The organism is Pseudomonas cichorii, from assembly GCF_019719005.1.
GTDB lineage: Bacteria > Pseudomonadota > Gammaproteobacteria > Pseudomonadales > Pseudomonadaceae > Aquipseudomonas > Aquipseudomonas cichorii_E.
This window is the reverse complement of record NZ_JAIGPJ010000037.1, coordinates 1-15557: the sequence shown is the minus strand read 5'-3', so window position 1 is coordinate 15557 and position 15557 is coordinate 1. Positions and strand designations below refer to the sequence as shown.

Sequence of the window (15557 nt, the reverse complement as noted above, 5' to 3'; positions counted from 1 at the left end):
CGACGACAGCATCACCACACACAATAACAACAGGACTCAAGAGCATGAATCATCCCTATCCCGCTTTTGTCAGCTATTGCTCAGCGTTTGTCTCGCTCACCCTTCGCCGGAGTGTACAGGCATGACTCCCTTCATGTTGATGGCCATCGCGGGCGCGGGTATCGCCCTGCTGCTGTTCCTGGTTCTCAAATACAAATTCCAGCCTTTCGTGGCCCTGATGCTGGTCAGCATCATCGTGGCGCTGGTCGCCGGTGTTAAACCGGCCGATCTGGTCGCGACCATCGAAGGCGGCATGGGCAAGACCCTCGGCCATATCGCGATCATCATTGCCTTGGGCGCGATGATCGGGCGCATCATCGAGCTGTCGGGAGGTGCCGAAGCACTGGCCAGGACGCTGATCGACCGCTTCGGCAACAAGCGCACGCCACTGGCGTTGACCGTTGCCGGTTTCATGGTCGGCATTCCGGTGTTCTTTGAAGTGGGCGTGATCATCCTCATGCCACTGGCTTACGGCGTGGCCCGTGCAGCGCGCAAACCGCTGCTGATCTTTGCCTTGCCGATGTGCGCCGCGTTGCTGGCCGTGCATGCCTTCCTGCCGCCGCATCCGGGTGCCGTCGCCGCTGCCAGCCAGTTGGGCGCAGACCTGGGTCGTGTGCTGATGCTGGGTATTCCGATGGTCGCGGTGCTGTGCATCATCGGTTACTTCGTGGCCGGTCGCATGACCCGCAAGACCTACCCGATGACCGACGATATCCGTGCCGAAGTCTACGGCCCGCATGTCACCAACGAAGACCTGGAAGCCTGGGCGCGCAACGACTACTCCACTGTTCGCGAAGCGACTCACGCCAAGTCCATGGGCGGCGAAGAAAGTGCCAGCAGCCTGGCAAGCAAGCTGCCGCCAGCACCTGCACCGGGTTTCGGTCTGATCATTGCTCTGATTCTGCTGCCTATCGTGCTGATCCTGCTGGGTACGCTGGCCACCACCATGTTGCCTGTGACTTCGACACTGCGCAGTGTTCTGACTGTATTGGGCGCGCCACTGGTTGCCCTGCTGATCGATACTCTGCTGTGCGCCTGGTTGCTGGGCACACGCCGCGGCTGGAGCCGTTCGCAAGTATCGGACGTCATCGGTTCGGCACTGCCGGGCGTGGCCATGGTGATCCTGATCGCCGGTGCCGGTGGCGTGTTCGGTAAAGTGCTGGTCGATACCGGAATTGGTGCGGTGGTTTCCGAAGCCTTGCGCAATACCGGCCTGCCGGTTCTGGCCCTGGGCTTCCTGCTGACCATGCTGCTGCGTGCGGTCCAGGGCTCCACCACTGTGGCGCTGGTGACTACCGCCGGTATTCTCAGCCCGCTGATCGCGACGCTCGACCTGAGCGCCAACCATCTGGCCCTGCTCTGCCTGGCCATGGGCGGTGGCGGTCTGGCCATGTCGCACATCAACGATGCGGGTTACTGGATGTTCACCAAGCTGGCAGGCCTGAACGTCGCCGACGGCTTGCGCACCTGGACCGTACTGGTCACGCTGCTGGGTACATTGGGCTTTGTCCTGACCCTGCTGCTCTGGCCCTTCGTCTGACCTTTAGAGACTGGAGTTAACATGCCTCGTTTTGCCGCCAACCTCAGCATGCTGTACCCACAGCATGATTTCCTTGAGCGCTTCGCCGCAGCCGCTGCCGATGGTTTCGGCGCGGTCGAGTATCTGTTTCCCTACGACTACAGCCCGCAGGAACTCAAGCAACGCCTGAGCGACAACGGTCTGGTGCAGGCGCTGTTCAACGCTCCACCGGGAGACTGGGCCGCCGGTGAACGAGGCATCGCCACCTTGCCGGGCCGCGAGGCTGAATTTCGCAGCGGCATCGAACGGGCGCTGGAATACGCGCAAGTGCTGGGCAATGACCGGATTCACGTCATGGCAGGCCTGCTGCCCAGCGAAGACCTGCGTCAACGCCATCAGGCGGTGTACCTGGAAAACCTTGGGTTTGCGGCCGAGCAAGCCAAAAAGGCCGGAGTCACCGTACTGATCGAGCCGATCAACACCCGCGACATGCCGGGCTTCTTCCTCAACCGTCAGGATCAGGCGCAGGATATCTGCCGTCAGGTGGGTGCCGACAACCTCAAGGTCCAGTTCGACTGCTACCACTGCCAGATCGTCGAAGGCGACCTGACAGCTAAGCTGCGTCGCGACTTTGCAGGGATTGGCCATATCCAGATCGCGGGCGTGCCGGATCGTCACGAACCGGATCTGGGCGAGCTGAACTACGCGCACCTGTTCGAGGTGATCGACCAGTTGGGCTATAAAGGCTGGATCGGTTGCGAATATCGTCCGAAAGGCGATACCAGGGAGGGTCGGGCGTGGCGGCCCCATTTGCGGGGCTGCCCGCTGCCCGCCCTGCCCCAGGCGCTGGAGGCAGCACGCTTCTCTTTATTCTTCCGGGATGTCGAACTGATCCTTGATGTAGCGGATTTCAGTGCGGCCATGGGGTGCAGGCAATCCGTCGTCGCCCAGATTGACGAATACCATCTTCTCTACCGTCAGGATGCTCTTGCGAGTGATCTTGTTACGGACCTCACACATCAGAGTGATCGACGTACGCCCGAACTCGGTGGCGGTGATCCCCAACTCGATGATGTCGCCCTGGCGCGAAGCGCTGACGAAGTTGATTTCCGAGATGTACTTGGTCACCACACGCTGATTGCCCAACTGGACGATGGCGTAGATCGCCGCCTCTTCATCGATCCAGCGCAACAGACTGCCGCCGAACAGCGTGCCGTTGGGGTTGAGGTCTTCGGGCTTGACCCACTTGCGGGTGTGGAAATTCATATTCACTCCTGAGCGACTGTCAATGGATGCCTGTCTTCGTGGCAGCATACCTAAAAACCCGGTGTCCGGGATTTCACCGATAGAAAACCTTGGGAAGAATCGCCAGCGCAGCTATACTGCCAACCGTTTCAAAACGGTCATCTTCACTTGATACCGTTCCCGCCACCTGTCCGAGGGGCGCTGCAGCAGGTTTTCCCTGTCAGGCTCGGATGGGGCGTTGTTTGGCCGGTCCACTGGTCAAGCCTTAAACGCACAACGGCGCCCATTCGCATTTTTATGGAATGGAGACTCTCAATGAGTGCTGTAATCACGCCTGCAGAATTCAACGATTTCAAAGTGGCCGATATTTCCCTGGCTGCCTGGGGCCGTCGCGAAACCATCATCGCCGAATCCGAAATGCCTGCCCTGATGGGTCTGCGCCGCAAGTACGCCGGTGAGCAACCGCTCAAGGGCGCCAAGATCCTCGGCTGCATCCACATGACCATCCAGACTGCCGTGCTGATCGAAACTCTGGTCGCACTGGGCGCTGAAGTTCGCTGGTCGTCGTGCAACATTTTCTCCACCCAGGATCAGGCCGCTGCCGCCATCGCCGCTGCCGGCATTCCTGTCTTCGCCTGGAAAGGCGAGACCGAAGAAGAATACGAGTGGTGCATCGAGCAGACCATCCTGAAAGATGGCCAGCCATGGGACGCCAACATGATCCTCGACGACGGTGGCGACCTGACCGAGATCCTGCACAAGAAATACCCACAGATGCTTGATCGCATCCACGGCGTGACCGAAGAAACCACCACTGGCGTACACCGCCTGCTGGACATGCTGGCCAAGGGCGAACTGAAAATCCCGGCCATCAACGTCAACGACTCGGTCACCAAGAGCAAGAACGACAACAAGTACGGTTGCCGTCACAGCCTGAACGACGCCATCAAGCGCGGTACCGACCACCTGCTGTCCGGCAAGCAAGCGCTGGTCATCGGTTACGGTGACGTGGGCAAGGGCTCGGCTCAGTCCCTGCGTCAGGAAGGCATGATCGTCAAGGTCACCGAAGTCGACCCGATCTGCGCCATGCAAGCCTGCATGGACGGTTTCGAGCTGGTTTCCCCGTTCATCGACGGTGAAAACGACGGCACCGAGGCCAGCATCGACAAGGCCCTGCTGGGCAAGATCGACCTGATCGTGACCACTACCGGCAACGTCAACGTCTGCGACGCGAACATGCTCAAGGCGCTGAAAAAGCGCGCTGTGGTCTGCAACATCGGTCACTTCGACAACGAAATCGACACCGCTTTCATGCGCAAGAACTGGGCATGGGAAGAAGTGAAGCCACAGGTTCACAAGATCCACCGCACCGGCGCTGGCGCTTTCGACCCACAGAACGACGACTACCTGATCCTGCTGGCCGAAGGCCGTCTGGTTAACCTGGGCAACGCCACAGGCCACCCGAGCCGCATCATGGACGGCTCGTTCGCCAACCAGGTTCTGGCTCAGATCTTCCTGTTCGACCAGAAGTACGCCGACCTGTCGCCAGCCCAGAAAGCCGAGCGCCTGACCGTTGAAGTACTGCCGAAGAAACTCGACGAAGAAGTGGCCCTGGAAATGGTCCGCGGCTTCGGCGGCGTCGTGACCAAACTGACCAAGACCCAGGCCGACTACATCGGCGTGACCGTCGAAGGCCCGTTCAAGCCACACGCTTATCGTTACTAAGTAGCGGCAAGCTGCAAGCCACAAGCAGCAAGTAAAAGCATTCCGTTTGCTTGCTGCCCGGGCCTGAAGCCTGCTCCTTTTATCGCTATTCATGCAGCCGTGAGCTGTAAGCTCCAGACTCTTGAGACAGGCGCACAGCCCTCTTGCAGCCTGGAGCTTGAAGCTTGCCGCTGGAGGCTCCCTCCACCATGTCCCAAGACCGCCGTTTCAGCTTCGAGTTCTTCCCGACCAAGACCGACGCTGGGCATGAAAAGCTGCTGACCGTTGCGCGTCAGCTGGCCAGTTACAACCCGGATTTCTTCTCCTGCACCTATGGTGCCGGTGGTTCTACCCGTGACCGCACGATCAACACCGTGCTGCAGCTGGAAAACGAAGTCAGAATCCCTGCCGCACCGCACCTGTCGTGCGTGGGTGACAGCAAGGCCGAATTGCGCGAGCTGCTGGCTCAGTACAAGAATGCCGGTATCAAACGCATCGTCGCCCTGCGCGGCGACCTGCCGTCCGGCATGGGTATGGCCAGCGGTGAACTTCGCTACGCCAGCGACCTGGTTTCCTTCATCCGCGAAGAAACCGGCGATCACTTCCATATCGAAGTGGCGGCGTACCCGGAGATGCACCCTCAGGCTCACAACTTCGAAAACGACCTGAAAAACTTCGTGCACAAGGCCAACGCCGGTGCAGACAGTGCGATCACCCAGTACTTCTTCAACGCCGACAGCTACTTCCACTTCGTGGAACGTGTCCAGAAGCAAGGCGCGAACCTGCCGATCGTGCCGGGCATCATGCCTATCACCAACTACAGCAAGCTGGCCCGTTTCTCGGATGCCTGCGGTGCGGAAATCCCGCGCTGGATTCGCAAGCAACTGGAAGCCTATGGAGACGACATCCAGAGCATCCAGGCGTTTGGCGAGCAGGTCATCACCGAAATGTGCGAACGCCTGCTCGAAGGCGGCGCACCGGGTCTGCACTTCTACACGCTCAACCAGGCAGAACCGAGCCTGGCCATCTGGAACAACCTGAAGCTGCCACGCTGACAGGCCATTCTCCAGACAGGGTCTTTCGGCGACTACCGTGCGAAAGATCCTGCAGCACAAACCGTTGGGCAGCATGAAAGCAGCGCAGCGCGTTTGCTCTGTTATACTCCAGCCTTCCCGCCAGGCTTACGCCCGGACGCTCGGTCTTGCAGAAGCCATCTCGATCACGAAAACAGCGCATTTCCAACCCGCGCCGATGACACGAGATGAATCAAAGACCCTGCAGGACCGGACGGGATCGCGTCTTCTCAGTCTTCGTACACAAGGTCGGCAATCCAGCGATTGGCCGCTTCTACAAGAGCTGAACGTCATTCGCGCCAGGCAGACTATCCCTTGAGCTCAAGCTCCAACAGAACAGGATTACTCATGTCCTTTGCTTCCCTCGGTCTCTCCGAGGCTTTAGTCCGCGCCATCGAGGCAGCGGGCTATACCCAGCCTACTCCGGTGCAACAGCGGGCCATTCCCGCCGTGTTGCAAGGTCGCGACCTGATGGTTGCGGCACAGACAGGTACTGGTAAAACCGGTGGCTTCGCCCTCCCGATTCTGGAGCGGTTGTTCCCCAACGGTCACCCGGACAAATCCCAGCGTCATGGCCCGCGCCAACCCCGCGTACTGGTCCTGACCCCAACTCGCGAACTGGCTGCCCAGGTGCATGACAACTTCAAGTTGTATGCCCGCGACCTGAAGTTCGTCAGCGCCTGCATCTTCGGCGGCGTCGGCATGAACCCGCAGGTCCAGGCCATGGCTCGCGGCGTGGACGTGCTGGTGGCCTGCCCGGGCCGCCTGCTCGACCTGGCCGGACAAGGCAGCGTCGATCTGTCCCACGTTGAAATCCTGGTGCTCGATGAAGCAGACCGGATGCTCGACATGGGCTTCGTCCACGACGTGAAAAAGGTCCTTGCCCGCCTGCCGGCCAAGCGCCAGAACCTGCTGTTCTCGGCAACGTTCTCCAACGACATCACCGCCCTGGCAGGCAAGCTGCTGCACAACCCCGAGCGCATCGAAGTCACGCCCCCGAACACCACGGTCGAGCGTATCGAGCAACGGGTTTTCCGCCTGCCAGCCAACCACAAGCGTTCGCTGCTTGCCCACCTGATCACTCAGGGCGCATGGGAGCAGGTTCTGGTCTTCACCCGCACCAAGCACGGCGCCAACCGCCTGGCCGAGTACCTGGACAAACACGGCCTCAGCGCTGTCGCGATCCACGGCAACAAGAGCCAGAACGCCCGTACCAAAGCCCTGGCCGACTTCAAGGCCGGTGACGTACGGATCATGGTCGCCACCGATATCGCCGCCCGCGGCCTGGATATCGACCAGTTGCCACACGTGGTCAACTTCGAACTGCCAAACGTCGATGAAGACTACGTACACCGCATCGGTCGTACCGGCCGTGCAGGCCGCACCGGCGAGGCCATCTCGCTGGTCGCCCCGGACGAAGAAAAACTGCTCAAAAGCATCGAGCGCATGACCCGTCAGAAAATCCCTGACGGCGACCTGATGGGTTTCGACATCACTGCAGTCGAGGCTGAAAAACCTGAAGTTCGTGAGCGTCCGGACGTTCGCAACCCACGCGCAGCCCGTGCTCCGCGTGCTGAAGGCGAAAAGAGCAGCAACAACGGCGGTCGTCGCGACAAGGGCAAGGACAAAGGTAAGGAAAAGCCGGCAGCAGCCGCAGCGTCCGGCGAACGTCCGGCACGCCAGCCGCGTGAAAGAAAACCTCGCGAAGGCACGCCACGCGAGCAACGTCAGTCGCAACCACCACGTCCATCGCCTGATCGCGCACCTGACGAGTTTCGGGATGACGACGTGGATAACTTCGGCAACCGCGCTGACTATGTAAGCCCTTATCAAGGCAAGAACCAGGGCCGTGGCCGTCGTCCCGGAGCCCCTGCCGCTCCAGGCGCAGCACCAACTGGCGCCGGACGTGCGCAAGGTTCGGGCCGCCCGGCCAACCCACGCAGCTCAGGCGCAGGTACTGGCACCGGCGCACCCGCCAAGCGTAATGGCTCGGGTTCCGGCCCGCGCACTGGTGGAGGTGCCCGTGAAGGTCAGCCACGCAATCGCCGTCCGGCACGTGACGATCAGTCACGTCAGGAACCGGCCGTTCGCAGCTCCCGTGAAGGTCAGCAGCCGCAGCCGAAAATCGTGCACAAGGAATCGAAAATCGACCGGTTCCCGTCTGCCGAGCAGCTTGATCAGTTGCCAAGCCGCCCACGCGGTGAGAAACCGGCCTTGCTGACTCGCAACCGCGATAGCTGACAGCACGGCTGACACAGAAACGCCCCGACTGGTTCGGGGCGTTTTTGTATGTGCTGCAAAAACAGGAACGCCGACACAAGGTCGGCGTTCCGTCGATCAGGCAGCGCTTACTTCTTCTGGATACCTTCCAGAGTGATGTCCAGGTCCAGCGTCTGAGAAGTCGGACCTGGGCCTTTGATGCCGAAGTCGTTCAGGTTCAGAGTGCTGGTGCCGTTGAAGCCGGCACGGTAGCCGCCCCATGGATCCTTGCCTTCGCCGTTGAAGGTGGCCTTGATCACGATTGGCTTGGTGACGCCGTGCAGGGTCAGGTCGCCAGTGACGTCAGCGGTTTTCGCGCCGGTGGATTTGACGCTGGTGGAAACGAACTTGGCTTCAGGGTATTTGCCAGCGTCCAGGAAGTCCTTGCTGAGGATGTGCTTGTCGCGCTCGGCATGGTTGGTGAACAGGCTGGCGGTTTTCAGTTCGACAGCAATCTTGCTGGCTTCAGGCTTGGCAGCATCGAAGCTGAAAGTACCGTCCCAGTCCTTGAAAGTGCCGTGGATGAAGCTGTAGCCCAGGTGGCTGATCTTGAAGTCGATGAAAGCGTGCTGGCCTTCCTTGTCGATCACATAATCGGCAGCCATCGCCTGACCGGCAGACAACAGAGCAGTACCAAGAGCCAGAGCGGCGAGAGACTTCTTCAACATGCTTTTATTCCCGTTTTGGTTGAACAATCAGTTACGACCCAGCATACGCTTGAGGGTCACATCGCGATCGATGAAGTGGTGTTTCAGTGCAGCCAGGCCATGGAACCCCGCAAAAACCACGATGGTCCATGCCAGATAAAAGTGAATCCAGCCCGCTGTCTCCGACTGTCCAGGCAAGCCGCTGATCAGCGCTGGAACCTCGAACAGGCCGAAGACCGGGATCCCGACACCATCGGCAGTGGAAATCAGGTAACCGGCGAACATCACGGCAAACAGAGCGGCATACAGAAAGAAGTGACCGAATGCAGCTCCGAGGCGCGTCAACCTACTGTAGCTGGCCAACGGCGCAGGTGGCGGGCTGATAAGGCGCCAGACCACTCGAAACAGCATCACGGCAAACAGCGTGAGGCCGATGCTCTTGTGCAGATCAGGCCCGGCCTTGCGCCAGGTATCGTAATAATCCAGCCCCATCATCCACAGCCCAAGCGCAAACAACCCGAAGACTACAACGGCCACGCCCCAATGCAGCACCATGCCGACCAGACCGTAGCGAGAGGATGAATTACGTAACTGCATCGCAAATACCCTGTTAGAAGTGTTACCAGACTAGCTTTTTATCTATCGATTGAAAGCGCAAAATTTTGCTCTGAACCATCGAAAAACATGATGAAGACTTTTCCATCCTCGATCTTTCGATTTCACCAGCGCCCTTTTGAGGACCGCTGGCGGTTCTGCTGGCGCAGCATCTCGATAAATTCCGCTCAGTAACACTGTGCTATGACCGTCGGCATTTCGATGGCGATGAACGGCACTATTGTTGAGGTTCCACTGCAAGGTTTTATAAAGAACGAATCGATCGCCCATAAAAAAAGGCGCGGTTTTATCCGCGCCTTTTCTGTCAGCCATGGCTTCAGTTCTTGACGTCGGCCGGTGCTGCTTCGGTTTTAACCGGTGTTTTCGGGGCAGCAGCCGGTTTGGCAGGTGCCTTTTCCTTCGCCGCTTCTTTCTTGGCGGCCTCTTTTTTCACAGGCTCTTTTTTCACGGTTTCCTTTGCCGGTGCCTTTTTGGCTGGCTCGGCCTTGGCCGCAGCTTTCTTGGCAGGCTCGGTTTTGGCAGGCGTCTTGGCCGGCTCAACCGCTGGTGCAACAACCGGAGCAACAGGCGCTGGCACAGGCGCCGGGACTGGAGCTGGAGCTGGCTCGGGTGCTTTTTCCACCGGCTTCTCGGCAGGTTTTTCAGCAGGCTTGTCGGAAGAATCACCGAAACCGAACAGGTTGCTGAAGAAACCACCTTCCGACTTCTTCACCGCTGGCGCAGGCGCAGGTGCCACAGGTGGAACCACCTTGACCGGCTCGAACGACTTGCCAGCCGCCAGATCCTGTACCTGACTGGCGGCACGCTGACCGCTGCGCAGAGCACCTTCCAGTGTGCCCGGATACAGAGCGTCAGTGTGTTCGCCCGCAAAAGCTAAACGCTGCACGGGCTTTTCCCACAGACGCCAGTATTTGCTGATCTGGCCGGGACCAAAGGCCAGGTAAGAACCGCCGGTGGATGGATCGACGCTGTAGCGACGGATTTCATAACCGGTGTAGGCGCCACGCGCCTGTGGATAAAACGTGTGCAGGCGGATCAGCACCTGATCCACCAGTTGCTTGTCGCCAAAGGCCTGCATGATCCGGGCATTGTCGCCAGACAGGTTGATCACCACATTGGCGCCACCCTTGAGCGCGGGCTCGATCCACAGCATGCCAAGGCCGGTATTGCTGAACACCTCGCCCGACATACGCGCCTTGCTGTCCCAGACCGGCGTCTTGAACTTGAGCATGATCTGGTCGCGCCAGCCATAGTTGGTGCCCTTCAGGGCGCCCAGGTGCCGGGCATCCAGCGCCGGGGTCATCTGAATGTTGCCCAGCGAGCGCAAAGGCACGGCCAGCACCACGTAATCGGCGCTGTAGCCGACGCTGCCGACCTTGACCGTAACGCTGTCCTTGTCCTGCACGATGGCCGAGACAGCAGAGCTGGTCTTGATGGTCTTGAGCTGTTTGACGAAAGCCTGGGCCAGTACCGCACTGCCGCCCGGCAGGCGTGCAGCGCGCTGATCGCGCTCGTCCACGCCACGGTAGACCCGCGATTGCTGGGCGAAATACAGCAGCGACAGACGCGAAGGCTCGTCATAGCGGGTGCGGATCTGCTGGTTGATCAACTGGCGCGCCGTCGCAGGCAGGTTCAGACGATCCAGCCAGTTGGCCACGTTGATCTGGTCCAGGGCGAACAGCGTGCTGTTGGAAGCCGGGTTTTCCGGGTCTTCGATGGAGCGGGCCAGGTTATCCAGCGTTTCCTCATAACGCTTGATAGCTTCGGCAGTCGCCGGTTGCTTGAGCGCCAGGTCGGCCTGGGTGAAATGCACGCCGTCGATCAGGTAGCTGGGGGTGCGCACGAACTCGGGAGCCGGCACGCTCTGGATCTTGAAGCTGTCCAGATAGCGGTTCAGGACAGGCTGCGCCTTGGCGTTGCCGATCCACTCACTGGTGGCGAGCCCCGAACGGCCGCCGATAACGGGCCGGGCTTCCAGCAGCGTGACCTGCCAACCTTTGTTCTGCAATTCATAAGCCGCCGTCAGGCCGGCCAGACCGCCTCCGACGACAATGGCTGTACGTTGTTTTTCATTGGCGAACGTCGAAACGCTGACCAGACCTATCACTATCAGCGCACACGCGCGCAGCCACCCAGAAAGCATTCCGCGAACTCCGAAAACGTGGGGAAAATTGCCAGAAACAAAGAAGAGGCGCGCAGCATACGCCAGCCATAAAATGCCCGCCAGCGATGTTCAAAGCGATACAAATGGTTGTCCCACAGCCATGCATTGCATAGGCTTGCGCGATTGTTCGCCCTCGCGTCATGCGAGTCGCTACCCGGAGATTGCCAATGGGCCTGAATGACCAGTGGATGCAACGTGACCTCAAGGTCCTGTGGCACCCCTGCACGCAGATGAAAGATCACGAAAACCTGCCACTGATCCCGATCAAGCGCGGTGAAGGCGTCTGGCTGGAAGACTTTGAAGGCAAGCGTTATCTGGATGCCGTCAGCTCCTGGTGGGTCAACGTGTTCGGCCATGCCAACCCGCGCATCAACCAGCGGATCAAGGATCAGGTCGACCAGCTTGAACATGTCATCCTGGCAGGCTTCAGCCACCAGCCGGTGATCGAACTGTCCGAGCGACTGGTCAAGCTCACACCCGAAGGGCTGACACGCTGCTTCTACGCCGACAATGGTTCGTCCTGCATCGAAGTCGCGCTGAAAATGAGCTTTCACTACTGGCTCAACCGCGGCAAGCCGGACAAGAAACGCTTTGTCACCCTGACCAACAGCTATCACGGCGAAACCATGGCCGCCATGTCGGTGGGTGACGTGCCGCTGTTCACCGAAACCTACAAAGCGTTGCTGATGGACACCATCAAGGTGCCGAGTCCGGATTGCTACCACCGGCCACAAGGCATGAGCTGGGAAGAGCACTCACGCAACCTGTTCGCTGCCATGGAACAGACCCTGGCCGAACATCACGACAGCGTTGCAGCCGTAATCGTCGAGCCGTTGATCCAGGGCGCAGGCGGCATGCGCATGTATCACCCGGTCTATCTCAAACTGCTGCGCGAGGCCTGTGACCGTTACGGCGTGCATCTGATCCACGATGAAATCGCCGTGGGTTTCGGTCGTACCGGCAGCATGTTTGCCTGCGAACAGGCCGGTATCCGCCCGGACTTCCTGTGTCTGTCCAAGGCCCTGACCGGCGGTTATCTGCCACTGGCCGCCTGCCTGACCACCGACGAAGTGTACGACGCCTTCTACGACGACTACCCGACACTGCGCGCCTTCCTGCACTCCCACAGTTACACCGGCAATCCGCTGGCCTGTGCGGCGGCCTTGGCGACTCTCGATATCTTCGAGCAGGACAATGTCATCGAAAACAACAAGGCGCTGGCACAACGCATGGCCACTGCCACGGCGCATCTGGTGGATCATCCCCATGTAGCCGAAGTACGCCAGACCGGCATGGCGCTGGCCATCGAGATGGTGCAGGACAAGGCGACCAAAACCGCCTATCCGTGGCAAGAGCGCCGGGGCCTGCAGGTTTTCCAGCACGCTCTGGGGCGCGGCGCATTGTTGAGGCCGCTGGGCAGCGTGGTGTACTTCCTGCCGCCCTACGTGATCACTCCCGAGCAGATCGACTTCCTGGCCGAAGTCGCCAGCGAAGGCATCGACATCGCGACCCGCAGCAGCATCAGCGTGGCCGTGCGCGAGAATTTCCATCCGGATTTTCGTGATCCGGGCTAAACCCCGTTGAACCGTAGGAGCGAATTTATTCGCGAGACGTCATTCAAGGCAGTGAATTTGTAGGGGATGTACCGGCCCTTCGCGAATGAATTCGCTCCTACGGAAATTCCTGTTTTGTTTTCATCATTGCACCTGTTAAAAAATAATCACCCAGAGACCCACCATGAGACTGTCCCGCTTCTTTACCGACGCCACCCTGAGCCTGGGCGAACACGAATTGCCCGAGGCACAGGCGCACTACATCAGTCGCGTCCTGCGCATGGCCGAGGGCGATGCGCTGCAACTGTTCGACGGCTCGGGCACGGAGTTTCGCGGCACGCTGGTGGAAGTCGGCAAGAAGCGCGTGCGCGTCCAGCTCACTGAAAGCCTGGCCGGGCAGATCGAATCACCGCTGCGCATTCATCTGGGCCAAGGCTTGTCTCGTGGCGAGCGGATGGACTGGGCGATCCAGAAAGCCACAGAGCTGGGTGTTACGGAAATCACGCCCATCGTCAGCGAGCGCTGCGAAGTCCGCCTCAAAGACGAGCGCGCCGAAAAGCGCCAGGCGCACTGGCAACAGATCGCAATCAGCGCCTGTGAGCAATGCGGCCGTTCGGTTGTGCCGGTTATTCATCCGCCGATGCCGCTGGCCGACTGGCTCAAGCAGACCGAGGCCGACCTCAAGCTGGTCCTGCACCCGGTCGCCGAAGCCCTGACCAGTCATGAAAAACCGACGACCCTGGCTTTTCTGATCGGCCCTGAAGGCGGTTTGAACGATGCAGAAGTCGAGCAGGCCAAAGCATCAGGCTTCCACGCCGCCCGCCTCGGCCCCCGCGTGCTGCGCACCGAGACAGCACCGGTGGTGGCGTTGAGCGTAGCGCAGCAGTTATGGGGGGATTTCTAAATCCGGTAGGAGCGAATTCATTCGCGACCTTTCGCGAATGAATTCGCTCCTACAGCACGTAAAACCAGATGGCCACGAAGTGCATCAGGCTTCCGGCAATCACGAACAGGTGCCAGATGCCATGCCAGTGGCGAATGTGGTCGTAGGCAAAGAAAATGATGCCCACGGTGTACAACACGCCACCGCCTGCCAGCCAGATGAAACCCGCCAACCCAAGTGTCGCCAACAGCGGTTTGACGGCCACCAGCACGATCCAGCCCATGACCGCGTAGATCACGATGGACATGATCCGGGCTTCGGAGCGTGGCTTGATCTCTTGCAGGATGCCGATCAGCGCCAGTCCCCAGACCACACCAAACAGGCTCCAGCCCCACGGGCCGCGCAACGTAACCAGACAGAATGGCGTGTAACTGCCTGCAATCATCAGGTAGATCGAAAAGTGATCGACCTTCTGCATGATGACTTTCGCCCGTCCGCGGACGCTGTGATACACCGTCGAAACGCTATACAGGCTCACCAGACACAGGCCGTAGATGGCCACGCCGACAATCTTCCAGATATCGCCCTGCAGGCTCGCCACCACCAATAACCAGATCGCACCGACAGCCGCCAATACAGCGCCCACCAGATGCGACCAGGCGTTGAATTTTTCTCCGTAGTACATCCGCACATGACCTCTGGCTGCAAGAAACACCTTTTTAGAGGCTCGCGGTTATTGATGTAAAGCGCAATGCAGATATTTGCAGCAGTCATCGTCTTCGGGGTCAGGCACAATCACCGCACACCAACAACAAGCGCCACGACATGCAGATCGATGACGAGCTGACCCTGAAAAAACTTGAAATCTTCCTGGCCTTCATGCGCACCGGCAATCTGGCGCGGGCGGCGGCGGAATTGCAGACCAGCAATGTCAGCGTGCATCGCGCCATTCATTCCCTGGAGAATGCCTTGCGTTGCCCGCTGTTCAAGCATGAGGGCCGCAACCTGACGCCGCTGGAAAGCGCCTATGTGCTGGAAGAGCGCGCACAGAAGCTGATCCAGGATGTGCTGAGTACCGTTGAAGCGACCCGCCAGGCTGCCGGCTTTTCGGCTGCACGTTTCAAGCTCGGGGCGTTGTATTCATTGACGGTCAAGACGGTGCCGCAGCTCATCATGGGCCTGAAGATCCGCCGCAGCGAACTGAATATCGACCTGATCCTGGGCTCGAACATCGACCTGTTCTACAAGCTCAAGAACATGGAAGTCGATGCGATGCTGGTCTCGCTGGATGAAAGTCTCAATGACACGGACTGCGAGCACCTGCCGCTGTTTTCCGACGATATCTTCCTCGCCGTACCGGCCGACTCACCCTTCTCCCATCATCAGGAAGTGGACCTGAGCGACCTGTGCGAATCGACCTTCATTACCCTGACCCAAGGCTTCGCCACCCACCGCGACGGCATACGGGTATTTCAACAGGCGGGGTTCGAGCCCAAGGTTGCGATGCAGGTGAACGACATCTTCACCCTGCTGAGCATGGTCAGCTCAGGCGTGGGTTACGCCCTGCTGCCGGGGCGCATAGCAGCGGTCTATGAAAACCGCGTGCGGCTGATCCCGCTGCAAGAGCGCTACCGCATGCAACAACACATCGGCCTGGTGTTTCTCAAATCCAGAGAACGGGACCCGAACCTGCTGGCACTGATCGCTGAGTGCCGGATGTATGCCAACCGCCTGCCTCAAACCCCGTAGGAGCGAATTTATTCGCGATGCCCTTCGCGAATGAATTCGCTCCTTGTATGTTGATCTGCACCCAACGAGAGAGGCTAGGCTTGGAGGGTGATATCAACAAGATGTGT

13 protein-coding genes, 1 pseudogene and 1 riboswitch are annotated in these 15557 nt (G+C 59.6%); of the genes and pseudogenes, 8 read left to right on the top strand and 6 right to left on the bottom strand.

Features of this window, described 5'->3' with window-relative positions; translation table 11 throughout:
• The first annotated feature begins 121 nt into the window (after nucleotides 1-121).
• A complete protein-coding gene (locus K5D32_RS21440; protein ID WP_221577180.1) occupies nucleotides 122-1579 on the top strand; it encodes an SLC13 family permease in 1458 nt (485 codons plus the stop codon).
• A 21-nt stretch (nucleotides 1580-1600) separates the two neighbouring features.
• Nucleotides 1601-2359 (top strand): annotated as a pseudogene (gene otnI / locus K5D32_RS21435) (2-oxo-tetronate isomerase); the annotation flags it as partial.
• Between the two features lie 66 nt (nucleotides 2360-2425).
• Here the strand turns inward: otnI and K5D32_RS21430 are convergent.
• Nucleotides 2426-2824 carry an acyl-CoA thioesterase gene (locus K5D32_RS21430; RefSeq protein WP_025262222.1) on the bottom strand — a complete coding sequence of 133 codons (399 nt, stop codon included), beginning with the start codon at nucleotides 2822-2824 and terminating at the stop codon, nucleotides 2426-2428.
• 166 nt (nucleotides 2825-2990) lie between these two features.
• A riboswitch (S-adenosyl-L-homocysteine riboswitch) is annotated at nucleotides 2991-3095 on the top strand.
• Between the two features lie 23 nt (nucleotides 3096-3118).
• Here K5D32_RS21430 and ahcY point away from each other — a divergent pair.
• The 3 genes from ahcY to K5D32_RS21415 all read left to right on the top strand — a co-directional run bounded on the left by ahcY (nucleotide 3119) and on the right by K5D32_RS21415 (nucleotide 7821).
• The gene (gene ahcY / locus K5D32_RS21425) at nucleotides 3119-4528 is read left to right on the top strand and encodes an adenosylhomocysteinase (protein WP_221577182.1); all 1410 of its coding nucleotides are present in this window, start codon (nucleotides 3119-3121) and stop codon (nucleotides 4526-4528) included.
• 188 nt (nucleotides 4529-4716) lie between these two features.
• The gene (metF, locus tag K5D32_RS21420) at nucleotides 4717-5562 is read left to right on the top strand and encodes a methylenetetrahydrofolate reductase [NAD(P)H] (protein ID WP_221577183.1); all 846 of its coding nucleotides are present in this window, start codon (nucleotides 4717-4719) and stop codon (nucleotides 5560-5562) included.
• 366 nt (nucleotides 5563-5928) lie between these two features.
• Nucleotides 5929-7821 carry a DEAD/DEAH box helicase gene (locus K5D32_RS21415; RefSeq protein WP_221601745.1) on the top strand — a complete coding sequence of 631 codons (1893 nt, stop codon included), beginning with the start codon at nucleotides 5929-5931 and terminating at the stop codon, nucleotides 7819-7821.
• A 107-nt stretch (nucleotides 7822-7928) separates the two neighbouring features.
• Here the strand turns inward: K5D32_RS21415 and K5D32_RS21410 are convergent, their stop codons facing one another.
• From K5D32_RS21410 to K5D32_RS21395, 4 genes are read right to left on the bottom strand one after another with little or no spacing between them, the layout of a single operon-like run.
• Complete coding sequence (locus K5D32_RS21410) at nucleotides 7929-8507, bottom strand: YceI family protein (protein ID WP_221577185.1); 579 nt, start codon at nucleotides 8505-8507, stop codon at nucleotides 7929-7931.
• A gap of 27 nt (nucleotides 8508-8534) precedes the next feature.
• A complete protein-coding gene (locus tag K5D32_RS21405; protein ID WP_221577186.1) occupies nucleotides 8535-9083 on the bottom strand; it encodes a cytochrome b in 549 nt (182 codons plus the stop codon).
• Between the two features lie 42 nt (nucleotides 9084-9125).
• Nucleotides 9126-9413, bottom strand: a complete 288-nt coding sequence (locus K5D32_RS21400) for a hypothetical protein (protein ID WP_221601744.1) — start codon at nucleotides 9411-9413, stop codon at nucleotides 9126-9128.
• Nucleotides 9414-9417: 4 nt separating this feature from the next.
• Nucleotides 9418-11244, bottom strand: a complete 1827-nt coding sequence (locus tag K5D32_RS21395; RefSeq protein WP_221601742.1) for a flavin monoamine oxidase family protein — start codon at nucleotides 11242-11244, stop codon at nucleotides 9418-9420.
• A 188-nt stretch (nucleotides 11245-11432) separates the two neighbouring features.
• Here K5D32_RS21395 and K5D32_RS21390 point away from each other — a divergent pair, with 188 nt between their 5' ends.
• Together K5D32_RS21390 and K5D32_RS21385 are read left to right on the top strand one after the other, a co-directional pair.
• Nucleotides 11433-12839 carry an adenosylmethionine--8-amino-7-oxononanoate transaminase gene (locus K5D32_RS21390; protein WP_221601740.1) on the top strand — a complete coding sequence of 469 codons (1407 nt, stop codon included), beginning with the start codon at nucleotides 11433-11435 and terminating at the stop codon, nucleotides 12837-12839.
• 163 nt (nucleotides 12840-13002) lie between these two features.
• Nucleotides 13003-13722 (top strand): 16S rRNA (uracil(1498)-N(3))-methyltransferase, encoded by a 720-nt coding sequence (locus K5D32_RS21385; protein WP_221537132.1) that lies wholly within the window; start codon nucleotides 13003-13005, stop codon nucleotides 13720-13722.
• 49 nt (nucleotides 13723-13771) lie between these two features.
• Here K5D32_RS21385 and trhA read toward each other — a convergent pair whose 3' ends face one another.
• Nucleotides 13772-14386 carry a PAQR family membrane homeostasis protein TrhA gene (trhA, locus tag K5D32_RS21380; RefSeq protein WP_221593582.1) on the bottom strand — a complete coding sequence of 205 codons (615 nt, stop codon included), beginning with the start codon at nucleotides 14384-14386 and terminating at the stop codon, nucleotides 13772-13774.
• A gap of 140 nt (nucleotides 14387-14526) precedes the next feature.
• On the opposite strand from trhA, the gene K5D32_RS21375 reads away from it, so the two are divergent.
• Nucleotides 14527-15450 carry a LysR substrate-binding domain-containing protein gene (locus K5D32_RS21375; RefSeq protein ID WP_221601739.1) on the top strand — a complete coding sequence of 308 codons (924 nt, stop codon included), beginning with the start codon at nucleotides 14527-14529 and terminating at the stop codon, nucleotides 15448-15450.
• Nucleotides 15451-15557: the final 107 nt, after the last annotated feature.